This window comes from Actinomyces sp. zg296, assembly GCF_009829695.1.
In the GTDB taxonomy this organism is placed as follows: Bacteria; Actinomycetota; Actinomycetes; order Actinomycetales; family Actinomycetaceae; genus Actinomyces; species Actinomyces marmotae.
In genome coordinates this window covers 168,557-191,534 of record NZ_VWPG01000002.1, presented here as the reverse complement: position 1 = coordinate 191,534, position 22,978 = coordinate 168,557, and the positions used below count along the sequence as shown (strand labels likewise).

The 22,978-nt window shown below is 70.4% G+C and carries 23 protein-coding genes and 3 tRNA genes; 17 read left to right on the top strand and 9 right to left on the bottom strand.

What is annotated here, in order from left to right:
- Positions 1 to 83: 83 nt before the first annotated feature.
- A complete protein-coding gene (locus GVV76_RS01195) occupies positions 84 to 755 on the bottom strand; it encodes a hypothetical protein (RefSeq protein ID WP_159624344.1) in 672 nt (223 codons plus the stop codon).
- Positions 756 to 969: 214 nt separating this feature from the next.
- Between GVV76_RS01195 and GVV76_RS01190 the strand changes: the two genes are divergently transcribed.
- The 6 genes from GVV76_RS01190 (at position 970) to GVV76_RS10270 (ending at position 7,398) form a co-directional block, all read left to right on the top strand.
- Positions 970 to 1,380, top strand: a complete 411-nt coding sequence (locus GVV76_RS01190) for a phage holin family protein (RefSeq protein WP_159624342.1) — start codon at positions 970 to 972, stop codon at positions 1,378 to 1,380.
- A 58-nt stretch (positions 1,381 to 1,438) separates the two neighbouring features.
- Entirely contained in the window at positions 1,439 to 2,893 is a 1,455-nt protein-coding gene (gene purB, locus GVV76_RS01185; protein ID WP_159624340.1) for an adenylosuccinate lyase, read from the top strand.
- A gap of 196 nt (positions 2,894 to 3,089) precedes the next feature.
- The gene (locus tag GVV76_RS01180; RefSeq protein WP_159624338.1) at positions 3,090 to 3,713 is read left to right on the top strand and encodes a phosphoribosyltransferase; all 624 of its coding nucleotides are present in this window, start codon (positions 3,090 to 3,092) and stop codon (positions 3,711 to 3,713) included.
- Between the two features lie 254 nt (positions 3,714 to 3,967).
- A complete protein-coding gene (locus tag GVV76_RS01175) occupies positions 3,968 to 6,361 on the top strand; it encodes a carbon starvation CstA family protein (RefSeq protein WP_159624336.1) in 2,394 nt (797 codons plus the stop codon).
- Between the two features lie 28 nt (positions 6,362 to 6,389).
- A complete protein-coding gene (locus GVV76_RS01170; protein ID WP_159624334.1) occupies positions 6,390 to 6,605 on the top strand; it encodes a YbdD/YjiX family protein in 216 nt (71 codons plus the stop codon).
- Between the two features lie 265 nt (positions 6,606 to 6,870).
- Positions 6,871 to 7,398: a VanZ family protein gene (locus tag GVV76_RS10270; RefSeq protein ID WP_235925236.1), complete on the top strand. Its 528-nt coding sequence runs from the start codon at positions 6,871 to 6,873 to the stop codon at positions 7,396 to 7,398.
- A gap of 121 nt (positions 7,399 to 7,519) precedes the next feature.
- Here the strand turns inward: GVV76_RS10270 and GVV76_RS01160 are convergent.
- A tRNA-Leu gene (locus tag GVV76_RS01160) sits at positions 7,520 to 7,603 on the bottom strand.
- Between the two features lie 231 nt (positions 7,604 to 7,834).
- Here GVV76_RS01160 and GVV76_RS01155 point away from each other — a divergent pair.
- The 7 genes from GVV76_RS01155 to pknB are packed head-to-tail and all read left to right on the top strand — an operon-like array spanning position 7,835 to position 16,974.
- Positions 7,835 to 8,557: an FhaA domain-containing protein gene (locus tag GVV76_RS01155; RefSeq protein WP_159624332.1), complete on the top strand. Its 723-nt coding sequence runs from the start codon at positions 7,835 to 7,837 to the stop codon at positions 8,555 to 8,557.
- Positions 8,554 to 9,051, top strand: a complete 498-nt coding sequence (locus tag GVV76_RS01150; RefSeq protein WP_159624330.1) for an FHA domain-containing protein FhaB/FipA — start codon at positions 8,554 to 8,556, stop codon at positions 9,049 to 9,051. Before GVV76_RS01155 ends, GVV76_RS01150 begins: the two co-directional genes overlap by 4 nt.
- The gene (locus tag GVV76_RS01145) at positions 9,048 to 10,502 is read left to right on the top strand and encodes a PP2C family protein-serine/threonine phosphatase (protein ID WP_159624328.1); all 1,455 of its coding nucleotides are present in this window, start codon (positions 9,048 to 9,050) and stop codon (positions 10,500 to 10,502) included. The genes GVV76_RS01150 and GVV76_RS01145 overlap by 4 nt, the downstream gene beginning before the upstream one ends.
- Before the next feature lie 40 nt (positions 10,503 to 10,542).
- Positions 10,543 to 12,141, top strand: coding sequence for an FtsW/RodA/SpoVE family cell cycle protein (locus tag GVV76_RS01140; protein ID WP_159624326.1), 1,599 nt, complete (start codon positions 10,543 to 10,545; stop codon positions 12,139 to 12,141).
- Entirely contained in the window at positions 12,138 to 13,631 is a 1,494-nt protein-coding gene (locus GVV76_RS01135) for a peptidoglycan D,D-transpeptidase FtsI family protein (RefSeq protein WP_159624324.1), read from the top strand. Before GVV76_RS01140 ends, GVV76_RS01135 begins: the two co-directional genes overlap by 4 nt.
- Positions 13,632 to 13,639: 8 nt before the next feature.
- Positions 13,640 to 15,103 carry a serine/threonine-protein kinase gene (locus GVV76_RS01130; protein WP_235925235.1) on the top strand — a complete coding sequence of 488 codons (1,464 nt, stop codon included), beginning with the start codon at positions 13,640 to 13,642 and terminating at the stop codon, positions 15,101 to 15,103.
- Positions 15,100 to 16,974 carry a Stk1 family PASTA domain-containing Ser/Thr kinase gene (gene pknB / locus GVV76_RS01125; protein WP_159624320.1) on the top strand — a complete coding sequence of 625 codons (1,875 nt, stop codon included), beginning with the start codon at positions 15,100 to 15,102 and terminating at the stop codon, positions 16,972 to 16,974. Before GVV76_RS01130 ends, pknB begins: the two co-directional genes overlap by 4 nt.
- A 407-nt stretch (positions 16,975 to 17,381) precedes the next feature.
- Here the strand turns inward: pknB and GVV76_RS10175 are convergent, their stop codons facing one another.
- A complete protein-coding gene (locus GVV76_RS10175) occupies positions 17,382 to 17,537 on the bottom strand; it encodes a hypothetical protein (RefSeq protein WP_175993953.1) in 156 nt (51 codons plus the stop codon).
- Positions 17,537 to 18,301, bottom strand: a complete 765-nt coding sequence (locus GVV76_RS01120) for a class E sortase (RefSeq protein WP_175993952.1) — start codon at positions 18,299 to 18,301, stop codon at positions 17,537 to 17,539. The genes GVV76_RS10175 and GVV76_RS01120 overlap by 1 nt, the downstream gene beginning before the upstream one ends.
- Positions 18,302 to 18,520: 219 nt before the next feature.
- Between GVV76_RS01120 and GVV76_RS01115 the strand changes: the two genes are divergently transcribed.
- A complete protein-coding gene (locus GVV76_RS01115) occupies positions 18,521 to 18,883 on the top strand; it encodes a cell division protein CrgA (protein ID WP_159624318.1) in 363 nt (120 codons plus the stop codon).
- 132 nt (positions 18,884 to 19,015) lie between these two features.
- Here the strand turns inward: GVV76_RS01115 and GVV76_RS01110 are convergent, their stop codons facing one another.
- Entirely contained in the window at positions 19,016 to 19,498 is a 483-nt protein-coding gene (locus GVV76_RS01110; protein ID WP_159624315.1) for a hypothetical protein, read from the bottom strand.
- Between the two features lie 195 nt (positions 19,499 to 19,693).
- Here GVV76_RS01110 and GVV76_RS01105 point away from each other — a divergent pair, with 195 nt between their 5' ends.
- Both GVV76_RS01105 and GVV76_RS01100 read left to right on the top strand, forming a co-directional pair.
- A complete protein-coding gene (locus GVV76_RS01105; protein ID WP_159624313.1) occupies positions 19,694 to 20,215 on the top strand; it encodes a peptidylprolyl isomerase in 522 nt (173 codons plus the stop codon).
- A gap of 59 nt (positions 20,216 to 20,274) precedes the next feature.
- On the top strand, positions 20,275 to 21,072 hold the full coding sequence (locus tag GVV76_RS01100; RefSeq protein ID WP_159624311.1) for a rhomboid family intramembrane serine protease: 798 nt from the start codon (positions 20,275 to 20,277) through the stop codon (positions 21,070 to 21,072).
- A 238-nt stretch (positions 21,073 to 21,310) separates the two neighbouring features.
- Here the strand turns inward: GVV76_RS01100 and GVV76_RS01095 are convergent, their stop codons facing one another.
- On the bottom strand, positions 21,311 to 21,823 hold the full coding sequence (locus GVV76_RS01095; protein ID WP_159624309.1) for an HXXEE domain-containing protein: 513 nt from the start codon (positions 21,821 to 21,823) through the stop codon (positions 21,311 to 21,313).
- A gap of 119 nt (positions 21,824 to 21,942) precedes the next feature.
- On the opposite strand from GVV76_RS01095, the gene GVV76_RS01090 reads away from it, so the two are divergent.
- Positions 21,943 to 22,536 carry a TetR/AcrR family transcriptional regulator gene (locus GVV76_RS01090; RefSeq protein ID WP_159624307.1) on the top strand — a complete coding sequence of 198 codons (594 nt, stop codon included), beginning with the start codon at positions 21,943 to 21,945 and terminating at the stop codon, positions 22,534 to 22,536.
- Between the two features lie 91 nt (positions 22,537 to 22,627).
- Here the strand turns inward: GVV76_RS01090 and GVV76_RS01085 are convergent.
- From GVV76_RS01085 to GVV76_RS01080, 3 genes are all read right to left on the bottom strand, one after another.
- Positions 22,628 to 22,700, bottom strand: a tRNA-Ala gene (locus GVV76_RS01085).
- A 12-nt stretch (positions 22,701 to 22,712) separates the two neighbouring features.
- Positions 22,713 to 22,853: a DLW-39 family protein gene (locus GVV76_RS10170; RefSeq protein ID WP_175993947.1), complete on the bottom strand. Its 141-nt coding sequence runs from the start codon at positions 22,851 to 22,853 to the stop codon at positions 22,713 to 22,715.
- A gap of 33 nt (positions 22,854 to 22,886) precedes the next feature.
- Positions 22,887 to 22,960 (bottom strand) — tRNA-Ile (locus GVV76_RS01080).
- Positions 22,961 to 22,978 lie beyond the last annotated feature (18 nt).

Here is a 22,978-nt window from a genome sequence, read left to right as displayed (position 1 = left end):
CGCCTGTGGTTCACGGGGAAGGGGCGGGGGCCGCGAGCGGGGCCGGAGCGCCGCAGGCGTCCCCCACCAGGGGCGGGGGAGCCTCAGGCGGCCGCGCCCCGGCGTCGCGCCCCGCTCTCACGGCGCACGGCGAGCGCCGCCTCGACATCGGCGACGACGGCCAGCGCGCCCACCCACCACCAGGAGGCGCCCGGCAGTCGTGGCCCCTCGGCCATGCCCACCACGAGTCCCGCCACGACGACGGCCAGCGCGCTCACCACGGCCAGCGCTGCCGCCGCCCGGCGCGCCCGGGCGCCGAGGCCCGCGCGCAACCAGGCCCCGAGGTTGCCGATGACCACGGCCGCTCCCGCGCAGGTCGCGGCGGTCAGGAGGGCGCGCGGGGCGCCGGACAGGCGCAGCCCGATCCACAGCCCGAGGGACAGGGCGCTCACGGTGAGGTCGACGAGGAGCACCCGGGTGCCGGTGACCACGCCCGCGGGCAGACGGTGGTCCGCGGGCAGGTCACGGTCGAGGGTGAGGACAGCGCCGGCGGCGAGGAGGAGCAGGGCGGCATGCCAGGGCGCTACGGGCAGGTCGCGCGGGGAGAGGCGGGCCGCCCAGGCGCCAGCGGCCGCCGCGACGAGGGCTCCGGCGCCGATCCAGGGAAGGGCGGTGGTCAGGGGCGCTCGGGCGCGATCGGCCACGGGCACGAGCTCGGCGATCCAGGCGGGGGGCTCGGGCGGCCCTGGCGCCCGGCCGCCCGGCGGCTCGCTCATCCCGCCTCCGGGCGGCGCGGGCGGGTGAGGGCGTCGGAGCGGCGCCCGGCCTCGGCGGTGGGGCGCTCGACGGCGGTGGGGCGCGAGGCGTCGTACGTCATGGGATGAGCGTAGCGAGAGCGGCCCACGGTCCAGTCATCCTCCCGGGCGCCTCCGCGCCCTCCTCGCAGCCCCGTCACTGCGCGGCCCGCGCGGGGGCTGGCAGGATAGAGGCATGGAACTGGCCATCAGGATCGTTGGGAACGCCGCCGGGCTGTGGCTGGCCTCGCGCCTCCTCCCCGCCTCAGTGTCCCTGCCCGCCAACGCGACGACGCTGCTGGCGATCGTCAACCTCCTCATCATCGGCGCGGTGCTGGCCGCCGTGAACTCAGTGGTCAAGCCCGTCGCGAAGGTGCTGACCTTCCCCCTGTACCTCCTCACCTTCGGGCTGTTCGCCCTCGTGGTCAACGGCGCGATGCTGCGACTGACGGGCTGGATCACGGAGGAGCTCCTCAGCGGCGCCGCCGGTGACCGCCTGGCCGTGGGGCTGATGGTGAACGGCTGGTCCGGGGCGATCCCGGCCGCGCTCATCACCTCGGTCGTCTCGGCGGTCGTCGTCGCCGCCCTCCACCGGAAGCGGGACTGACCACCATCCCGCTGGGCGCCCAGCGCGCGGGACGCCCAGCGCCTGCCACAATGAGCGCATGGTCGACCTCGCCACCGTGACTCCCCCCATCGCTCTGGGTCCGCTCGATGGCCGCTACCGCGCCGTCGTCGCCCCGCTGACCAACCACCTCTCCGAGGCCGCCCTCAATCGGGCCCGCCTGCACGTGGAGGTCGAGTGGCTCATCCACCTCACCGCCAACCGCGTGCTCCCCGGGGCGCCCGTCCTGACCGAGGCTGAGACCGCCTACCTACGCGGGCTCGTGGAGGCCTTCGGGCCGGACGAGATCGCCGAGCTCGCCGCCATCGAGGCCGAGACCCGCCACGACGTCAAGGCCGTGGAGTACCTGCTCAAGCGCCGCCTCGCCGCCGCGGCCCAGGCCCCCGGGGTCACGGGCGCCGACGGCGGGGCCACTGTCCTGCCGGGCATGGGCGAGATCGTCCACATCCTCTGCACCTCCGAGGACATCAACAACCTCGCCTACGCCCTGACCATCCGCTCAGCGATCCAGGAGGTGTGGCTCCCGGCAGCCCGCGGGCTCGTCGCCGATCTGGGCGCGATGGCGCGCGAGCACGCCGGCGCCGCGATGCTGTCGCGCACGCACGGCCAGCCCGCCACGCCCACCACGCTGGGCAAGGAGCTCGCCGTGCTCGCCCATCGGCTGGGCCGCCAGGCGCGCCGCGTCGAGGCCGCCGAGTACCTGGGCAAGATCAACGGCGCCACCGGCACCTACGGGGCGCACGTCGTCGCCGTGCCGGGGGCCGACTGGGAGGCGGTGGCGCGCGACTTCGTGGAGCACCTGGGCCTGACCTGGAACCCGCTGACCACGCAGATCGAGTCCCACGACTGGCAGGCCGAGCTCTACGCCGACGTGGCGCGCTTCGGGCGGATCGCCCACAACCTGGCCACGGACGCCTGGACCTACATCTCCCTGGGCTACTTCCGCCAGCGCCTGAGCGCGCAGGGCTCCACGGGCTCGTCGACGATGCCGCACAAGGTCAACCCGATCCGCTTCGAGAACGCCGAGGCGAACCTGGAGGTCTCGGGGGCGCTGCTGGACACGCTCGCCGCCACGCTGGTGACCTCCCGCCTCCAGCGCGACCTCACCGATTCGACGACGCAGCGCAACATCGGCGTCGGCCTGGGCCACTGCCTGCTGGCCATCGACAACCTCCGCCGGGGCCTGGCCGGACTCGACGTCGATGCCGCGCGGCTCGCCGAGGACCTGGACGCGACGTGGGAGGTGCTGGGAGAGCCGGTGCAGCAGGCGATGCGGGCGGCGTCGGTGGCCGGGGCCACGGGCATGGCCGACCCCTATGAGCGCCTCAAGGAGCTGACCCGCGGCCGCGCGGTGAGCGCCGAGGGGATGCGGGAGTTCATCGCCGGCCTGGGCATGCCCACCGAGGTGGAGGCGCGCCTCCTGGCCCTCACACCCGCGACCTACACGGGACTGGCGGCCTCCCTCGTCGCGCACCTCGACGACGCGCCCTGCTGAGGCCCATCCCCTCCCGCGGCGCCAGGCTCGTGCTCTCAGGGACAAGCCCGTGCCCCCCCGGGCCCGTCCCCAGGAGCACGACGCCGACGGCGACGCCCGGCCGGCGGCGCGCGGCCGATCCGGGCGCCTCGCCTCGGCGCGCGCCTCCGACTACGATTCACACGCAACCGCTTTGTCCCGATCCCAGGATGCCGACGTGAGCAACGCGAACAGCCCCAACCAGACCTCTCCCACCGCCCCCGGCGCGGCCTTCGACGACGGCGCCTCCACCGCCGACCACCCGGACCGTGAGAACCTCACCTGGGAGCTCTTCGGCGTCGCCGAGCGCGAGCTGAGCGCGCAGATCGTCGCCTCGGGCTGGATGCCGGACCTCATCATCGCCATCGCCCGCGGCGGCCTCATCCCGGCCGGCGCGATCGGCTACGCCATCGGGATCAAGGCGATGGGCGCGATGAACGTCGAGTTCTACACCGGCATCGGCGAGACGCTGGAGGAGCCGGTTATCCTGCCCCCGCTCATGGACGCCTCCGAGCTGCCGGGCAAGAAAGTCCTCGTGGTCGACGACGTCGCGGACTCGGGCAAGACCCTCAAGTTGGTCATGGACCTCCTGCGCAGTCAGGGCCTGGAGTTGGGCGATGAGACGGTGCCGGTCGACGCGCGCAGCGCCGTCATCTACCGCAAGCCCCGCTCCGTCTTCACCCCGGACTACTGCTGGAAGGAGACCGACAAGTGGATCAACTTCCCCTGGTCGGTCCTGCCCGTCATCACCCCGGACTCCCTCGGCCCCCACGCCCCCCAGCCCCCTCGCCGAGACCGGTAGTTATCACCACCGAGACCGGTCATTATCAGCAACGAGACCGGTCGTTATCAGCAACGAGACCGGTTCAGGGCGGACCCGCTCCGCTCCCGCGCCGTCTGTCCACACTTGACACCCCTGCACCGCGTTTTACTGACACTGGCGTAGTCAACGTGGCCAATCCCTGAGACAATGAGTAGGCTCTGCGAGGCCGTCATCACAGGCGCGCCTCATGTCCCACCCCGCAACGCTCTCTCTCAGTGCCGAGAAGGGAATCTATGAACTCCCAAGACCAGAAGGATCTGCCCTCCTACACCCCCCAGGAGGAGCGCCTCATCATCAGGAACAAAGCTGGCGTGCCCGTCGGCACCAGGATGGACACCACCTGGACCCCCAAGCGCATCGCGACCTGGGTGGTCATCACCGCCCTGGGAGTGCTGGGCTGGTGGATGCTGGCAGTGGCGCGCGGGGAGAGGGTCAACACGATCTGGTTCGTGGTGACCGCCATCTGCACCTATGCCATCGGCTACCGCTTCTACGGCCTGTTCATCCAGCGCAGGATCATGCGCCCCGATGACACCAACGCGACCCCGGCCGAGCGCATCAACAACGGCCGCGACTTCGACCCGACGCACCGCGTGGTCCTCTACGGCCACCACTTCGCCGCCATCGCCGGCGCTGGCCCCCTGGTCGGGCCGGTCCTCGCCGCCCAGATGGGCTATCTGCCGGGAACGCTGTGGATCATCCTGGGCGTCGTCGTGGCCGGGGCTGTGCAGGACATGCTCGTCCTGTTCTTCTCCATGCGCCGCGGCGGGCGGTCCCTGGGCCAGATGGCCACCGATGAGATCGGCAAGATCGGCGGCACGGTCGCCACGATCGTCGTCTTCGTCATGCTCATGATCGTCCTGGCGGTCCTCGCGATGGTCTGCGTCAACGCCCTGGCCGAGTCCCCCTGGGGCGTCTTCAGTGTCGGCATGACCATCCCGATCGCCATCGGCATGGGCCTGTGGCTGCGCTACGTCCAGCCCGGCAACATCACGCAGGTCTCCATTGTCGGCTTCGCCATCCTCATCGGCGTCATCATCGGCGGCCGGTGGGTGGCCGAGTCCTCCCTCGGCAAGTTCCTGCACCTGTCCCCCACGACGCTCGTGTGGGCCATGGTCATCTACGGCTTCCTCGCCGCCGTCCTGCCGGTGTGGGTGCTGCTCACCCCGCGTGACTACCTCTCGACCTTCATGAAGGTCGGCACCATCGCGATCCTGGCCATCGGGATCATCATCGTGCGCCCCGTCGTCGAGATGGCCGCCGTCTCCGAGTTCGCCAGCAACACCGAGGGTCCGGTCTTCGCCGGCGCCATCTTCCCGTTCCTGTTCATCACCATCGCCTGCGGCGCCCTATCCGGCATGCACGCCATGGTCTCCTCGGGCACCAGCCCCAAGATGATCCAGAAGGAGTCGCAGGTCCGCATGATCGGCTACGCCGGCATGCTCATGGAGTCCTTCGTGGCGATCATGGCCCTGGCGGCGGCCGTCTCGCTCAGCCCCGGCATCTACTTCTCGATGAACACCTCCCCGGCCTCGATGGACAAGCTCGCCGGCCCCAGCGTCGTCGCCTCGGCCAACGCCGCCAACGGCAATGACAAGGCCGCCGCGCGCGCCGAGATCGCCGACGCCGCCGTCGAGAACCTCAACGTCACTGACGCCCACGGCAATCGGATGGAGCCCACCTGGGACTCCTGGGACGAGGCGGGCAACCCCAAGACCTTCACGGGCGCCGAGGCGCTCAAGCAGGTGGCCTCCGACGTCGGCGAGCCCAGCATCGTCTCGCGCACCGGTGGGGCGCCGACCCTCAGCGTCGGGATGTCGCACATCCTCCACCAGATCGGCGGCGGCCGGGCCATGATGGGATTCTGGTACCACTTCGCCATCATGTTCGAGGCCCTGTTCATCCTCTCGGCCGTCGACGCCGTCACCCGCGTGGCGCGCTTCCAGCTCTCCGACGCGCTGGGCAACATCTGGCCCAAGTTCCGCGACCCCTCCTGGCACGTGGGCGCCTGGGCGACCACCGCCGTCGTTGTGACGGCCTGGGGATCGCTGCTGCTCATGGGTGTGACCGATCCCCGAGGAGGGATCCAGACCCTCTACCCGCTCTTCGGCATCGCCAACCAGCTCATCGCGGCCGTCGCGCTGCTGGTGTGCACGGTCATGGTGGTGCGCAAGGGCTACACGAAGTACGTGTGGATCCCGATGATCCCGCTGGTGTTCGACACGGTGGTCACCTTCACGGCGTCGTGGCACAAGATCTTCTCCACCGATCCGCGCGTGGGCTACTTCCAGCAGTGGCGCGACGCCAAGAAGCTCCTGCCCACGCTCACCGACGCCACGGCGATCGCCGACACTCGGGCAGTCGTGCGCAACACGATGATCCAGGGAACCCTGTCCGTCGTGTTCGTGGCCATGGTGGCCTTCGTCATGATCATGGCGCTCCTGCGGGTCATCAAGGCGATCCGCGCGCACGACACCTCGAACTCCGAGGACCCCTACCAGGAGTCCAACTTCTACGCGCCGAGCACGATGCTCGCCTCGCCGCTGCAGAAGAAGCTCGTCAAGGAGTACGAGGCCGTGGGCGACCCGGCGCTCATCCCCGGCCAGGCGCCCCACGGCGCTCACTGACAGCCGGCTCGAGAAGGAGATGATTCGGATGACTCGCGCCCTGACGGGGCTCCCCAACGGCCTGCGTGACGGCTTGCGCCAGGCGCGCGCCATGTGGCGGGACTTCACCGGCGAGTCCGGGTACGAGCGCTACGTCGCCCGTCACCGGCGCGAGCATCCGGATCATGAGCCGATGAGCGAGCGGGAGTACTGGCGTGCCCGCCGCGAGCTCGCCGAGCAGAGCATCGAGACCGGCTGCTGCTGATCCCCACCCCCCTCCGCGCCGAGACCGGTCGAAAACAGCATCGAGACCGGTCGAAATGACGATCGAGACCGGTTGGTCCTCCACAGGCCCTTCCCGCCCCCACAAGGGCTAGGAGGGCCTGTGGATGGCGGACCGGTCTCGCTCCTGATATCGACCGGTCTCGTTCCTAATATCGACCGGTCTCGCCCCGATCGACCGGTCTCGTGACCATTTCGAGCCTCCACGGTCTCGAAACCCATCCCTTCCCACACCTAGGCTGAGAGGCGTGCCCGTTCCCATGATCTCGCGCTCCTCCCGTGTCGGAGCGCCCAGCAACATCGATCCGGACTCCACCGAGGGGCTCCCCCACCTCGGGCCTGATCGGCTGACCACGCCACGGCACGCCCACCGGCCCGGCCCCCGCCGGAGAACGGCGAGGGCCCTGGCGTTCCTCTACGGGATCGCAGTGCTCATGGCGGTGCTCTGGCCCTCGGGAGGCGATGTCGCCTCCATGAAGAGCTTCCTCGGCCCGCCCTTCCTGAGCGAGGAGGGCAAGGATGTCGCCCTCAACCTCGTCATGCTGGCGCCCCTGACGGCGATCCTCACGCTGGCCTGGCCGCGGGTGCCCTGGTGGGCGTGGGCGCTGCTGGGCTGCCTCATCGGAGCGGGCGCGGAGGTCGCCCAGGAGCTCATCCCCTCCCTTGAGCGCAGGCCGAGCCTGGCCAACATCGCCCAGAACGCCGTCGGCTCCTGGTGCGGGGCGGCCGTCGGCCAGATGGTCGCCCGCCTCGTCGAGCGCCGACGCCGCGCCTGAGCCGCGCCCGCCCCCCGCCGGCGCGCCGCGCGGCCAGCGGTCGGGGCGGGCCGGGCAACCGGGATCATCGGGACGACGACGAAGGCCCGGTCCATCTGGACCGGGCCCACACCGTACTCGGTGCGCGAGGGGGGACTCGAACCCCCATGATCGTTAGATCACACGGACCTGAACCGTGCGCGTCTACCAATTCCGCCACTCGCGCGAGAAGCGAGAGAGACGATAGCCGTTGGAGGCCCCCGGAGTCCAATTAAGCACCTCCCCTCGGGCAGTGACACCAGTCACCCGGATCTCGCGCGAGGGCGCCGCCCCGCGAATATCGACCGTCTTGCAACGCGCCCCACTCGGCTCGCACCGGATCAGCGGTTACGATGGGCGCGGAGAGAATCCGGCCTCATGCGGCCGGGAGCAGTCCCCACACAGGGAGGTTGAGTCCATGGGTTTCCTGGACAAGCTCGAGAAGGGCGTTGGGAGCGTCACCAGCCGTGCCATGTCACGGCTGGGGGACGACATCGAGCCGATCGAGATCGCCTCCAAGATCCGCGAGACGATGGACAAGCGGGCCGCCTCATTCGCGCGCGACCGCTCCGTGGTGCCCAACCACTTCCGCGTCCGGCTCCCAGCCACCGCCATCGAGCGAGTCCGCGCCTGGGGCGAGGCGGAGATGGTCCACCAGCTCATCGACGTCGCCACATCCCACGCCGCCGAGCAGGGCTACTCCTTCGTCGGGCCCGTGGAGGTCGTGTTCGCCTCCGACTCCACCCTCGCGGCCTCGGCCATCGAGGTCGACTCCTCCACGCGCCGGGGCGCCTCCACCCAGGTCGCCACGCCGTCGCCGACCCAGCCGATCCTCGACATCGACGGCCAGCGCTACCTGCTCACCGGGCAGGTCACAGTCATCGGTCGCGGCAGCGAGGCGGACATCATCGTCGATGACTCCGGCGTCTCCCGCCGCCACCTGGAGATCCGCCTGACCCAGGGCCATGCCATCGCCACCGATCTCGGTTCGACCAACGGCACCTTCGTCGAGGGCCACAGGGTCGACGCCGCCACCCTCCTGGACGGCAACACGCTGACGATCGGCCGCACCCGGATCATGTTCTGGGACGGGTCTCAGAGCGCCAACCAGGCGCCGTCACCCGTAGGAGCGGCCACTTGAGCCAGCTGGCCTTCACTGCTCTGCGGCTGGGGTTCATCGTCCTGCTGTGGGTCTTCGTCTATCTCGTCATTCGCGTCCTGAAGCGCGACATGGCCGATATCCCGATCGGGCGCCCCGGGCGCGCGCTCCCCTCCGCTCCCCGCGCGCAGCGGGGGCAGGGCCAGGCCGCCCCTCAGGCCCCGCCCGCGCCGCCCAGGCGCAACGACGCCCGCCGTCTCATCATCACCGAGGGGCCGCTCGCCGGCTCCACCGTCCCACTCTCCCCATCGTCGATCATCATCGGCCGATCGCCGTCATCAACCCTCGTGCTCGATGACTCCTACGCCTCCTCCCGCCACGCCCGCGTCTTCCCCAAGGACGGGTCCTGGTGGCTGGAGGACCTGGGCTCCACGAACGGAACCATGCTGGGCGGGCGCTCAGTGCACGGGGCCGTCGAGCTGCCAATCGGCGTGCCCGTGAAGATCGGTCAGACCACCTTGGAGCTGCGCCCATGACGATCTCCCTGCGCTACGCCGCCCGGAGCGACATCGGACTCGTGAGGCAGTCCAACCAGGACTCCGCCTACGCGGGCCCCCACCTGTGCGTCCTGTGCGACGGCATGGGCGGCCCCGCCGGCGGTGACATCGCCTCGGCGGTCGCCATCGAGCACCTGGCGCCCCTCGACGCCGACTCCCACCAGGCCGGCGAGCTCCTCAGCCTCCTGCGCTCGGCGGTGCAGGACGCCCATGCCGAACTCATCAACCGCTCGGCCTCCGACCCCGAACTGTCAGGACTGGGCACCACCTGCGTGGGCCTCATGCGCTCCGGCAACAAGCTCGCCATGGTCCACGTCGGCGACTCACGCGCCTACCTCCTGCGCGACGGCGAGTTCACCCAGGTCACCACCGACCACACCTTCGTGGAGTACCTCGTGGAGTCCGGCCGCCTCACCCGCGAGCAGGCGCGCCGGCACCCCCAGCGCTCCGTCCTGCTGCGCGTCCTGGGCGACGCCGAGGGCGACGTCCAGCTCGACGAGTCGATCCGCGAGGCGGTCCCCGGGGACCGCTGGCTCCTGTGCTCCGACGGCCTGTGCGGCCCGGTCACCGCTGAGACGATCGGCGAGGTCCTCACCTCGATCCCCGAGCCGGAGATGGCCGCCGACCAGCTCATCGATCTGGCCCTACGCGCCGGCGGCCCGGACAATGTCACCGTCGTCATCGTCGACATCGTCGACGACGACGAGTCGCCCCAGTCCGACGCCCAGGTCGTCGGCTCGGCCGCCAACCGGCGCGCCCTGGCCGCCGCGGCCCGCGCCAAGAGCGCCGGAACCCCGGCCGACGCCGAGCCCGGGGAGGAGGGCCAGGAGGACGAGGGCGCCGATGGCGCGGCGAGCCCCGGGCCGGGCTCCGCTGACACCCCGGCCGCCAAGGCCGCCGCCCTGGTGGCGGGCCTTGATCCTAAGGCCGGTAAGGAGGCCAGCCGTTCCGAGCGCGAGCTCGTCGCCGAGGAGGCCGCCAAGCAGGCCGAGCGCGCCGAGACCCAGCGCCGTCGCGGCCGCCGCTCACTGGTCGCCTCACTCATCCTTCTGACCGCCCTGGCCGCGGCCCTCGGCCTGGGGTACATGTGGACGCAGCGGCAGTACTACGTGACCACCACCCTGGCCAACGGTCAGGAGCGGATCGCCATCTACCAGGGGATCCCGCAGTCCGTGGGCCTCATCCGCCTGAGCCACGTCGTCGAGACCTATGACGCTCCACCGGTGGACGCCCTCACCGCCGAGATGCGGTCCCGGCTCGCCGACACGGTTGCCAAGGGCTCGCTTGAGGAGGCCCGCGCCTACGTCTCCCAGACGGTGTCCGCCGCGACCATCCTCCCGACGACGCCGGCCCCCACCCCCGCCGGCACCGCAACGCCCACCGCCACGCCCCCCACCCAGCCCACGCCATCGGCGACCGCGCAAGGGTGATCACGTGCGCTTCCGATCCCGCGGGCCCGAGAGCCAACCGATGAGCGCGCCCCCTGCCAGCCCCCTAGGCGCGCACCGCACCACGGGACGCTGGGCGGAGGCCGCGCTCATCGTCGTCGCCGTCATCATCGGCCTGAGCGGCTTCGTCTTCACCGCCCTCAACCGCACCGGCGCCTCACCGGCCCAATCCCTCCTGCTCGGCGGGGCCCTCGTGCTCATCGGCATCGTCGTGCACCTGTGGGTGCGGTGGAAGGCCCCCTGGGCGGACCCCGTCATCCTGCCCACCGCCATCGCGCTCAACGGCATCGGCCTGGCGATGATCTCCCGCCTCGACATGTCCTACAAGATCCTCGAGGCCTGGCAGTACTACGTCGGACCGCGCCAGGCGATCTGGACCGGCCTGGGCATCGCCCTGTTCTGCGGGGTGCTCATGATCCCCGACTACCGCGTCCTGCGCCGATGGGACTGGTCGGCGATGGTCGCAGGCCTGATCTTCCTCATCCTGCCGTTCATCCCATTCCTGGGCGTGCAGATCAATGGCGCGAGGATCTGGATCCGGCTCGGCCCCATGTCCTTCCAGCCGGCCGAGCTCACCAAGGTGCTCCTCGCGGTCTTCTTCGCCTCCTTCCTGGTGGCCAACCGCGACAACCTCGCCCTGGCGGGGCGCCGGGTCATGGGGATGAACCTGCCCCGGGCCCGCCACCTCGTGCCGCTGCTCATCGTGTGGGGGGTGAGCATCATGGTGCTCGTCGCCCAGAGCGACCTGGGCACCTCCCTGCTCCTGTTCGGCCTGTTCGTCGTCACCCTGTACGTGGCCACGGACCGGCCCTCCTGGCTGATCATCGGCGCCGGCCTGTTCGTGCCCGCCGCCTGGTTCGCCGCCACGCACCTGGCCCACGTGCAGGCGCGCATCCAGAACTGGCTGCACGCCATGGACCGGGACGTCTATGAGAACTCGTCGCGCCAGTTGCCCGACGCCCTGTTCGGGATGGCCTCGGGCGGGCTGACGGGCTCGGGCTGGGGCAAGGGCTACCCCACGCTCGTGCCCTTCGCGAACTCCGACTTCATCGTCTCCTCCATTGGCGAGGAGTTGGGTCTGACCGGCATCCTGGCGATCCTCGTGCTGTACATCGTGCTCATCGAGCGCGGTCTGCGCACCGCCATGAGCCTGCGCGACGGCTTCGGCAAGCTCCTGGCCACCGGTCTGTCCTTCACGATCGCGCTGCAGGTCTTCGTCGTCGTCGGTGGCGTGACCCGCCTTATCCCGCTGACAGGGCTGACGATGCCGTTCCTGGCCTACGGCGGATCCTCCCTGGTGGCGAACTGGGTGATCCTCGCGCTCCTCGTGCGCTTATCCGATGCCGCCCGCCGACCGCCATCGACGGCGCCGCGCATCATCGACACCGCCGAGTTGCCCGCGGGCCTGCGCAAGCTCGTCCTCGACCCCGATTTCGACTTCGATGAGATGCACGGCGCGGACGGCCCGGCCGGCACGCCGTCGGGCACGGGGCGCTCCTTCGACGAGGATCCGGACATCACGATCGACACTCCGCCCGACGGCGTGAGCAAGCAACAGGGCAGCGCCCCGACCGGTACGGCCCCCCAGGGAACGCCAAGAGTGGAGGGAGTCCAGCCATGAACCGCCAGATCCACCAGGTGGCCGTGCTCGTGACCATCATGTTCCTCGCACTGGCCGTGTCCGTGACCAGCGTGCAGGGCTTCGCGCGCCCCGCGCTGTGGCAGTCGGAGTCCTCCGAGGGCAGTCTGACCACCGACCGGCGCAACCAGCGCGCGGCCTTCGCCGCCTTCGGGGCCCATCGCGGCCAGATCCTCGTGTCCGGTTCCCCCGTGGCCTCCTCGCAGCCCTCCGACGACGTCTACTCCTACCAGCGCGTCTACTCCTCCGGTTCGCTCTACGCGCAGGTGACCGGCTACTCCTCGCCGATCCGCTCCGAGTTGACCGGCATGGAGCAGTCCGAGAACAAGGTGCTCAACGGGGATGATCCCTCTTTGTTCTCCTCGCGGGTGAAGGCCCTTATCACCGGCGCCTCCCAGGAGGGGGGGTCAGTGGACCTGACCCTCAACGCCCAGGCCCAGCAGGCCGCCGCGAACGCGCTGGGCGGCAGGCGCGGCGCGGTCGTCGCGCTCGACCCGTCCACCGGGGCGGTCCTGGCGCTCGTCTCCTCCCCCTCCTTCGACCCCAACGTCCTGGCCTCCCATGACGCCGCCGCCGTATCGGCCGCCTGGGAGCAGTACTCCGCCGATCCCGGCCAGCCACTGGTCAACCGGGCGACCGGCGGCGACCTCTACCCCCCGGGCTCGACCTTCAAGATCCTCACCACCTCGGCCGCGCTGCGCGCCGGCAAGGTCACCGCCTCCACCACCCTCGACGCCCCCGACTCGATCACGCTTCCCGGCACGAACCACTCGCTGTCCAACTACCGGGGCGAGTCCTGCGGCAACGGCACCGCCACCCTGTCCGCGGCCTTCGCGCAGTCCTGCAACACGCCCTTCGCCCGTCTCGCCATGGACGTGGGCGATGACGCCTTGGCCAAGGAGGCCGAGGCCTGGGGCTTCGGCACGAAGGACGACTTCTCCCTCCCGGTGACCGCCTCCACCTACCCGGCCAACTCCTCCGCCGCGGAGACCGCCATGGCGGGGATCGGCCAGCAGTCCGTGCGCGTCACCCCCCTTCAAATGGCGCAGGTGGCCGCCACGGTCGCCAATCAGGGCAAGCAGATGAAGCCGTACCTGGTCGCCCGCACCCTGGACGCCGATCTGTCCGTCGTCTCGACGACGAGCCCCGAGGTCGCCCGCACCCCGATCGACGCCAAGACCGCCAAGACCCTCACCGGCCTCATGCAGGAGGCCGTCTCCTCCGGAACCGGGACCACCGCGCAGGTCGCCGGCGTGCAGGTGGCCGGCAAGACCGGCACCGCAGAGACCGGCTCCGACGAGGGCGGCCCTGTCACCTGGTTCGTCGGCTTCGCTGGCACGGACATCAACAAGCCGTCCATCGCCCTGGCTGTGGTGCTCGACGGCGGCCAGCAGACCTCACCCACCGCCACCGGTGGCTCGGAGGCGGGCCCGATCGCGGCCGCCGTCATCGACGCGGCGGTGAACCAGTGATCCCACAGGTGGGGTTCGAGCTCCAGGGCCGCTACCAGCTCCTGGAGCGCATCGCCCTGGGCGGCATGGGGGAGGTCTGGCGCGCCACCGATCTCAACTCAGGTCGGATCGTCGCCGCCAAGATCCTCCGCCCCGAACTGACCGGGGATGAGATCTTCCTGTCGCGCCTGCGGGCGGAGGCCGCCAACTCCCGGGGACTGCGCCACCCCAACCTCGCCGTCGTCCTGGACTTCGGGGAGCGCAAGGGCTCGGGCTGGATCATCATGGAGCTCGTGCAGGGCCGCCCCCTGTCCGAGATCCTGGAGGAGAAGGGAACGATGGCGCCCGCGGAGATCCTGCCGATCCTCGCGCAGGTGGCCCGCGCCCTCCAGGTGGTCCACGACTCCGGCGTCGTCCACCGCGATGTCAAGCCCTCCAACATCCTCATCAACCGGGAGGGCCTGGCCAAACTCACCGACTTCGGCATCTCCACCGGCCCCCACCAGCGGCCCATGACCGCCACCGGCATGGTCATGGGCACCGCCCAGTACCTGGCGCCCGAGCAGGCGATGGGCAACGCCGCCCAGCCCTCTGGCGACCTCTACGCCCTGGGGATCATCGCCTACGAGGCTCTCGTGGGCCGCCGCCCCTTCACCGGGTCCACTCAGGTGGACATCGCCTTCGCGCATGTCAACGAGCCCGTGCCTCAGATGCCCAAGAGCGTGCCCCCCGAGGTCCGCCAGGTCGTTATGGAGCTGCTGGCCAAGAAGCCCGCCGATCGGCCGTCCTCGGCTCGCGAGCTCGCCCGGCGCCTCGATCGGATCGTCATCCACCTGCCGGAGGAGCACTGGGACCCCGAGGACAACCTCGCCTGGGCCTCCACGGGCAGGGCCGCCCAGGGACCTGGCGCCGCCTCCACTGCCGGCGGTGGCGGCGCAGCGGGGATGGGCCGGGCCTCCTCGCCGACCAGCTCCTCGGCGGCCAATGCCGCCACTGACGAGGAGAGCGCCGCGCCGGCGTCCTCGAAGCCATCGAGGGCTGCCGAGCGCCCACGAGCCTCGGCGAGCGCCGCGCAGTGGGCCGCCGCGATCGTCGAGACCGCGCCCGAGCGCTGGCCCGAGCGCCGCTCCAAGATCCACAGCGCCCGCCGGGGCGCGTATGGCTCGCGCGCGCGGGCCCTGCCGGTATCCCATCGCGCGCGTGATGCTCGTCGCCCCCGCCGCAGCTCGGGGCGGGGCCGCCTCGGCCTGCCGCTCCTGAGCAGCCTATCCGCGCCGGCCCTGCTCATGCTCGCCGGAGCAGTGCTCATCCTCATTGCCGCCGTCGTGGCGCTCATGAGTACCCTAGCCTCAGCGCAACCGGGCACGACGGACGCCGCCCCTCAATCGCCTACCACCACCGGATCCCTGAGCGAAGCAGGCTCAGAGCTGATCGCGCAGGCCTCCGGATTGCCCGCCCCAGTGCCCGTCACCTCAGTCAAGGAGGCACCGTGACCGACACGTTCCCCGCGATCCTGGCCGAACGCTACGAGATCCGTGACCTCATCGGCCGTGGCGGCATGGCGGAGGTGCGCCTCGGGTACGATCGGCGCCTCAACCGCGTCATCGCCATCAAGCTCCTGCGCTCGGACCTGGCCAGCGACTCCACGTTCCAGACCCGCTTCCAGCGCGAGGCCCAGTCCGCCGCCGCGCTCAACCATCCCTCGATCGTTGCCGTTTACGACTCCGGCGAGGAGACCCTCGTCCAGCCGGACGGGACGAGCCGCACCGTCCCGTACATCGTCATGGAGTACGTGGAGGGTCATACGGTCCGCGAGCTCCTGGGCGACGGCGAGGCCGTGCCGATCCCCGAGGCGGTCGAGATCGTCACCGGCGTGCTCGACGCCCTGGAGTACTCCCACCGCGCCGGCATCGTCCACCGGGACATCAAGCCCGGGAACATCATGATCACCTCCACCGGCGCGGTGAAGGTCATGGATTTCGGCATCGCCCGCGCCATTGAGGACTCCGCGGCGACCGTCACCCAGCAGCACGCCGTCGTCGGAACCGCCCAGTACCTGTCCCCGGAGCAGGCCCGCGGGGAAGTCGTGGACACCCGCTCGGACCTCTACTCCACCGGCTGCCTCCTCTACGAGCTCCTCACCGGCCATCCGCCGTTCACAGGCGACTCCGCCGTGGCCATCGCCTACCAGCATGTGCGGGAGGTGCCCAAGCCGCCGTCGTCGATCGCCGCCGATATCCCGGAGGCGATCGACCGAGTCGTCCTCAAGGCGCTGGCCAAGCGCCGCGACGACCGCTATGGGGATGCCGCCCACATGCGCACCGACCTCCTGGCCGCGCAGCAGGGCAATGCCGTGTCCGCGCCCGCGACCTCCACCTGGGCCTCCGCCCCGACGACGACGCTCCCGCAGCAGGCTGACGCCTTCAGCCCCGCCCGCCCCGAGACGCCCGCACCACCGCCCCCGGTGACCCAGCAGCCCCTGATCATGCCCACTGAGCAGGATGATGAGCGCGCGTCCAAGAACCGCCTCGGACTGTGGCTGCTCATCGCGGCGCTCCTCGTCGCGGTGGCGCTGGGCGCGTGGGCGGTCAGCTCTGGGAAGTTCGGCGGGGCCGATCCCAAGCCCACCGCCTCACCGACGCCGACGACCGTCGCCGTCCCGGATGTCACGGGCAAGTCGGAGCAGGAGGCCAAGGCCGCGATCGAGTCCGTCGGCCTGGTCTACGCCAAGGGCGACGGCGTCGCCTCCAACACGATCCCCCCGGGCCGGGCGGTCTCCACCGACCCGGCTGTGGGCACGGGCGCCGCTCCTGGCTCCACGGTGACGGTCCAGTACTCCCTGGGCACCGCCATGGTCGAGGTTCCCGACGTGTCCGGCAAGACCCAGGAGGAGGCGCGCGACGCCCTGGAGAAGGCGGGCCTCAAGGTGGGGACCTCCACCTCGGAGGACTCCGCGGAAGTCGGCAAGGACAAGGTCATCCGCACCAAGCCTACGGCGAACACGACCGTGCAGCGCGGGAGCTCGGTGGCGCTCGTGCTGTCCACGGGGAGGGTCACCGTGCCGGACATCAAGGGCATGACCCTGGAGGCGGCGCAGACGGCGCTGCAGGACGCGGGCCTGACCTACAACGTCAACAGCCCGACCACGGAGAAGACCTCCGACCCGGCCAAGAAAGACACCACCGAGGTCACGGGCACGAGCCCCGTCGCCGGGGCCTCCCTGGACGCCGGGGGGCAGGTGACCATCGACTATAAGAAGTACGATTTCCAGCCCGCGCCCACGACGACCTCCCCGAAGGCCCCGAAGCCGGGTGACCCGAATAATCCATCGTCGTCCCCGTCGACGGGCGCCACCTCCAACTGACCCTCCCCTCCTCTCACCGCCGAGACCGGTCGATATCACGAGCGAGACCGGTCGAAAATACGATCGAGACCGGTCGATCAGCACAGCACGATAGTGAGCCGGCCGCGCTCCCGCCGAGCATCGTCCCCGTCGACGGGCGCCTCGCGCACCAACGGGTGGCTCGCGCACCGAGAGGTGCGCTGGGAGCACGACTCTCAGTCCGCCGGGCGCCCCTCCGTGCTCAGGCGCGCCCCTTAAGTGAGCAGCCCCCTCATCCGCGCTCAGCACGCGCCCCCACAGCGCCAGCATTCACCCCACCGAACCGGTCTCGATCCTCATTTCGACCGGTCTCGCTCGTATTTTCGACCGGTCTCGCGTGTGGGGAGGGGTGGGGGATGGCGGGCGCGAGGCCGCGGGCGGATGCCCGGTCAGACGGTGGCCTCGCCGGAGAGGTGGAAGGTCTCGTTGGCCCACGGGAAGACGAACTCGAACAGCCCGAGGACCACGAGCGCGGCGAGGACGAGCGCCTCAATGAGGCGCAGCCACACCGGTCCGGGCAGGTGGCGCCAGATCCATCCGTACATCAGTTGACCTCCGGGTCGTTGAGGACCGAGGCCGGGCGGCCCTCGGAGCGGGGCATCCAGTAGGAGAGCTTCGCGTAGGTGATCCACCGGTGGTCATTGCCCCACTCGCCGACTGTCAGCGAGTGGCAGGTGGTCAGGGTGAGCATGCGATCAGTGGCCGCGATCTCGGGATGGTGGGGCACCGGCGCGATGACCTCGACGGCGTTCGGGTTCACAATCTCGTGCTCGGTGACGGTGTAGACGTACCAGGTGTCCTTGGTGGCCACCACCACCTCGTCGCCGGACTCGAGGAGATCGATGCGCCGGAAGGAGTTTCCGGAGGTGCGCCGGTGGCCGGCGAGGGCGAAGTTGCCGATATCGCCCACCTGCTGGGTCTCGGTGTAGTGGCCGGCGACGGCGGAGTCGAGGATGTTCGCGGCGGTGCCCTCCAGGATGGGCATGTTGTTGTTCGTCTTGCCGTACCACTTGGGGACGATGAGCATGCCGATGGTCTCCCCGCTGCCGACGGGGGAGACGGCGGGCGGGGCGTCATAGTGCTTGACTCCCTCGGTCTTGGGGGAGTCGACCTGCTGACTCTCGAAGGCGGCGCGCGTGGCGGCGGCCTTCTCCTGGGCGTCCAGACTCGTCCACCACAGCTGCCAGGTGAGGAAGAGGGCGATGACGAGGCCCACGGTGATGAGGATCTCGCCGACACTGGTGATCATGATGTCGAGCGCCGAGCGCTTCTTGCGCTCCGCCGCTCCGCCGTGCCTCATGCTGGTCATCCGCACTCCGTCTTCCGCAGGACTTTCCTCAGGGGCGTGGCGGGACTGATGGCCTGCCCATCGCTCGGCTGCCAGTCTAGGGCGTCGGCCCTGCTTGTAACGGCAAGCGTGATCACAGTCCCACCTCTCGCCCGACGCCGCGCATGCCCTAGGCTAGGAGCGTTTTAGTGCCCGCGCACGAGCCCTTCCCCAGGCTCGTCATGCTAGGAGGAGGCCCGCGTGGCCCTGCTGAACAAGCTCAAGAACTCTGATGACCACGCGAAGCGCAGAGCCAAGCGCTCCGGCAACCCGGCCAAGGCGGCGAAGGCCGCCGAGGAGGAGTCGCGCGCGGCGGCCAATCGCGTGTCGCGCGTGCCCCAGAAGGTGGTGCGCACCGGCAGCCCCAGTTGGTACGCGCCGTCGATGGTCGTGCTCATGGTCATCGGTCTCCTGTGGGTCGTGGTGACCTACCTGTTCAAGGGGAAGTACCCATTGCCGTACTTCCTCCACCACCACGCCGCCGACTGGCTGTCCAATGGGAACCTCTACATCGGCTTCATCATCATGATGGTCGGCTTCCTCGGCCTGCTGCGTTGGAAGTAGGCCCCCGCAACGGCCTCTGCGGCCCCGCGGCCAGCGCCGCGCACGGGCGATAATCGACGACGGCGCCCCCACCATCGCAGGTCGGGGGCGCCGTCGTCGTCATGCGGTCACGGGCGCGATCCGCCGGTGGGCTCAGGCCCCGGTAGCCTCCTCAAGGAGCTCGGCGCCCTCCTCGGCAGAGTCGGCCCAGTACTCCTCGGCCCACGGGTCCTCGACGGGCTGGCTGCGGCGCCAGGCGATGTAGGCGGCGCCGGCGGCGGCGGTGACCACGGTGGCCCAGGCGAGAGCCTTGAGGCCGCGACGGCAGCGGCGCTTCTTGGGGGCGACGACGGGCGCAGGGGCCTCGGCGATCGCGGCACGGGCGGCCTCGGCGGCGCGCTGGGCGCGCGGCAGGTAGTCGTCGACGACGCGGGCGCGGGCCTCGCTGTAAGCGGGCTCGATGCGCGTCTGCGCCTCCTTGGCGGCGCGCGAGACGTTCTCCCCGGCGCGCGCGACGCGCGGGGCGGCCCACTCGGCGGCGCGCTCGGCGCGCTCGGCGATGGCCTCGGCGAGATTGGCGGCCTCCTGACGGAGGTGGTCGGAGTCGATCCTCTTGTCGGCGGTCTTGCAAGGCATGGCGCTCTCCTCCTGGGGAGTTCAAATGGTCGTGTCGCGGGATGCCAGGGCGGCGTGAGGCGAACTGAGACCCATGGTGGCACTGTTCCCGCCCGGGCGGGGGCTCTTGATGGCGGCGTTTTGCCTGGGGTGAACACGCTCCGCCACCCTTGGGCGAAGAGGCTCCCGCCCGCCCGCCCATGGGACCATGGGTGCATGGAAGCGACTCTTCACACCACCCTCGGAGACATCCGCCTGACCCTCTTCCCGGAGCAGGCGCCCGTGACCGTTGAGAACTTCGTCGGGCTCGCCACCGGGTCGCGGACCTGGACAGATCCGCGCACTGGTGAGGAGACCAACGCGCCCCTGTACAAGGACGTCGTCTTCCACCGGGTCATCCCGAACTTCATGATCCAGGGCGGGGACCCGCTGGGCACCGGCCGCGGTGGCCCCGGCTACACCTTCGACGACGAGATCGACCCGAGCCTCACCTTCGACGCCCCCTACGTCCTGGCCATGGCCAACGCCGGCCGTCACATGGGCAAGGGCACCAACGGCTCGCAGTTCTTCATCACCACCGCGCCCACGGCCTGGCTGCACGGCAAGCACACGATCTTCGGAGCCGTCGCCGACGACGAGTCGAAGGCTGTCGTGGATGCGATCTCGGCGACGCCGACGGATCGCACGGACCGTCCTCTCAAGGAGGTCACCATCACCTCGGTGAGCGTCGTCCAGTGACGGCGGTGGGCGGCCCGGGTACCCCAGGCGCGCCGGTCTGCCCGCGCCACCCCGATCGGGTGGCCTACGTGCGCTGCCAGCGCTGCGGCCACCCGGTGTGCCCGGCCTGCCAGGTGCCCAGCGCTGTCGGCGTGCACTGCGTGGACTGCACCGCTCGCGCCAGCGCCGGGCGCCGGGCCCCGACGACGGCCCTCGGCGGCCGGCTCTCCGACGGCTCCACGCTCATCACCAAGGCGCTCATCGCCGTGTGCGTCGTCATCTTCATCGCCCAGAAGCTCCCCGCTTCGACGGCGATGGGGCTGAACGTCATCAGGGAGCTCGCTCTCGTGCCGGTCTTTGTGAGCGCTGAGCCGTGGCGCCTGCTGACCAGCGCGCTCCTGCACGGCTCGATCATGCACCTGGCCTTCAACATGTGGGCCCTGTGGGTACTGGGCGAGGCCCTGGAACCCCTGCTCGGCCGCTGGCGCTACAGCGCGCTCATGGCGCTGAGCGCCCTGGGCGGGTCAACAGCCGTGTACTGGCTGTCCGCACCGGGATCGCGGGACTGGTTCACCGGGACGGTGGGTGCCTCCGGCGCGGTCTTCGGCCTGTTCGCCGCGATGTTCGTCATCCAGCGGCGCTTCGGGCGGGACACCACGGGCATCGTGGGGATCCTCGTGCTCAACCTGGTCTTCTCCTTCACCGCTGCCGGGATTTCCTGGCAGGGGCACCTGGGGGGTCTCATCACCGGGGGCGTCGTCGCCGCGGTCTACGCCTGGGCGCCTCGCGAGCGCCGGGGAGCGCTCTCAGCGGCTGGCACCGCCGCCGTGGCGCTGGCGCTGGTGGGCCTCGTGGCGCTGCGCCTCGCGAGCCTCTGAGGGACTTCTCGCCAACGAATCACATCGGTGTGGTTCATCCACAGTTGGGGATAACCATGTGGAAGAACAGCGCTGTGGTTTTCCACAGCGCTGTCCCCAGATGGGGAAAGCCTGGAATTACAGTCCCTCAACTGTCCACAGGCATCCACAGGGCTAGTGGCCGAGCATCTTCGCAACCTGTGGGCAAGCGCGCCCGGCTGTGATGGCGGGGTGGTCGCGCGCCCAGTTCCGTCAGCGCTCAGGAGCCACTAGATCCGCCCTGGCGCCCCCTCGTCACGAGGTGGGCGGCGCCGTGGGCGATGCCAGTAACGATGGGGAAGGCTGGGATGACCCACCAGTTGGGGCGAACCTCGATTCCCTCCTCGCGCAGCACGCGCCGCGCCCAGAACCAGGACGACAGGACGATGGGCAGGGCCGTCGCACAGCCGCAGGTGTAGCCCCGGGCCAGAGCCGCGGATCCCAGATGGCTGAAGCCGTGCAGCCCGTAGCCGTGCAGGAGCGCCTGATAGAGCCAGGATTGGCCGCGGCTGCGCTGCCCCTGGATGGACCCGACGGCGAAGAGCACCGCCATGATGCCCATCGCCACCCTGACATGCTCACGCGATACGCCATCGCGGCGCAGCTCCTCGGGGAGCCAGGGGATGCGCTCCGCCAGCTCGCGTGAGGCCGAGGGCATCGTCACGTACTCCTCGAGGTCGTGGGCAGCCCATGAGAAGAACAGGCCGGCGGTGGCTAGGTCGACGCGGTCCATGGCTCCTCCCGATTTCACGACTATTAGTTGCGTAACTAGGATAGCGCTGTTCGGGCGCATTTGGAAGAATCCGCTGCGGGGCCGGCACGGCGCTCCACGCGGGATGGGAGGAGGTCGCCATGGAGTCGAGCGCGCCACGAGGCGGTGGGCGCCCGCGCGATCCGCGGATCGACGGGCGAATTCTCACCGCGGCCGCGCGCCTCATGGCCTCGGGCGGGCTCGGCGCGCTGCGGGCCGATGCCCTGGCGACCGCGGCGGGCGTCCCCAAGTCGACGATCTACCGGCGGTGGGGGACCCTCCTGGAACTCGCGGTCGACGCGGTGGACGCGGCGCTCGGGCCACGGCGCCTACCCGCGACGGAGGAGCCCCTGGCGGATCTCGCCACGCATGTTCAGCGGGCGCACACGATCCTGGCGACACCGCCCCTCGGGCCGGCCGTCATCCAGATCGCCCACGAGTTGCTGGGGCGCCCCGAGGCTGCCGCGTCTTATCGGCAGCGGGTGATCGCGCCCCTGCGGGACGGGGCGATCGATGCCGTCTCCCGCGCGATCAAGGCGGGGCAGTGGGACGGCCCTGAGGCGGTTCTCAGCATCGACATGGTGATCGGCACGGTCCTGTACCGCCTCACCTATCTGGGGATCGAGACGACTCTTGAGGAGGCCTTCGAGCTGGTGGAGACGATCGCCGGCCGTCCCCTTCCCAGGCCATCCTGAGGCGCTGGGGCGCCCCGAGGCTCTCGGGACCCGCTCACGCCGTCGAGGAGCACTGTGGATGCGCGCGCCGCGCCATCGCGGGAGGCAGGAGTGGAGCCAACGGGACTCGAACCCGTAACCCCCTGCTTGCAAAGCAGGTGCGCTACCAATTGCGCCATGGCCCCTCGGCGGGAGGGTCAGATCTCCTCGACCGGGTCCGTGACCTCGGCCCAGGCGGCCCGCTCCTTGCGAGCGGCCTCATACGTGAGCCAGGCCGCGTACGCGATCGCGCCCACGCACGAGAAAACCGCAGCGTTCAGGGCTGTCCGGTTCCTCATGTGGAGCCTCCTCGCCGTCGCGCTGCGGTGCCGTGGGCCTAGCTGGACTCGAACCAGCGACCTCATCCTTATCAGGGATGCGCTCTAACCAACTGAGCTATAGGCCCTTGAGACCGGATGAGATT

Excerpts from the sequence above, each read along its gene's own strand:
- GVV76_RS01195 (WP_159624344.1), bottom strand. The coding sequence starts at position 755 with ATGAGCGAGCCGCCGGGCGGCCGGGCGCCAGGGCCGCCCGAGCCCCCC.
- GVV76_RS01190 (WP_159624342.1), top strand. The coding sequence starts at position 970 with ATGGAACTGGCCATCAGGATCGTTGGGAACGCCGCCGGGCTGTGGCTG.
- purB (WP_159624340.1), top strand. The coding sequence starts at position 1,439 with ATGGTCGACCTCGCCACCGTGACTCCCCCCATCGCTCTGGGTCCGCTC.
- GVV76_RS01175 (WP_159624336.1), top strand. The coding sequence starts at position 3,968 with ATGAACTCCCAAGACCAGAAGGATCTGCCCTCCTACACCCCCCAGGAG.
- GVV76_RS01170 (WP_159624334.1), top strand. The coding sequence starts at position 6,390 with ATGACTCGCGCCCTGACGGGGCTCCCCAACGGCCTGCGTGACGGCTTG.
- GVV76_RS01155 (WP_159624332.1), top strand. The coding sequence starts at position 7,835 with ATGGGTTTCCTGGACAAGCTCGAGAAGGGCGTTGGGAGCGTCACCAGC.
- GVV76_RS01145 (WP_159624328.1), top strand. The coding sequence starts at position 9,048 with ATGACGATCTCCCTGCGCTACGCCGCCCGGAGCGACATCGGACTCGTG.
- GVV76_RS01140 (WP_159624326.1), top strand. The coding sequence starts at position 10,543 with ATGAGCGCGCCCCCTGCCAGCCCCCTAGGCGCGCACCGCACCACGGGA.
- GVV76_RS01135 (WP_159624324.1), top strand. The coding sequence starts at position 12,138 with ATGAACCGCCAGATCCACCAGGTGGCCGTGCTCGTGACCATCATGTTC.
- GVV76_RS10175 (WP_175993953.1), bottom strand. The coding sequence starts at position 17,537 with ATGTACGGATGGATCTGGCGCCACCTGCCCGGACCGGTGTGGCTGCGC.
- GVV76_RS01120 (WP_175993952.1), bottom strand. The coding sequence starts at position 18,301 with ATGACCAGCATGAGGCACGGCGGAGCGGCGGAGCGCAAGAAGCGCTCG.
- GVV76_RS01110 (WP_159624315.1), bottom strand. The coding sequence starts at position 19,498 with ATGCCTTGCAAGACCGCCGACAAGAGGATCGACTCCGACCACCTCCGT.
- GVV76_RS01105 (WP_159624313.1), top strand. The coding sequence starts at position 19,694 with ATGGAAGCGACTCTTCACACCACCCTCGGAGACATCCGCCTGACCCTC.
- GVV76_RS01095 (WP_159624309.1), bottom strand. The coding sequence starts at position 21,823 with ATGGACCGCGTCGACCTAGCCACCGCCGGCCTGTTCTTCTCATGGGCT.
- GVV76_RS01090 (WP_159624307.1), top strand. The coding sequence starts at position 21,943 with ATGGAGTCGAGCGCGCCACGAGGCGGTGGGCGCCCGCGCGATCCGCGG.
- GVV76_RS10170 (WP_175993947.1), bottom strand. The coding sequence starts at position 22,853 with ATGAGGAACCGGACAGCCCTGAACGCTGCGGTTTTCTCGTGCGTGGGC.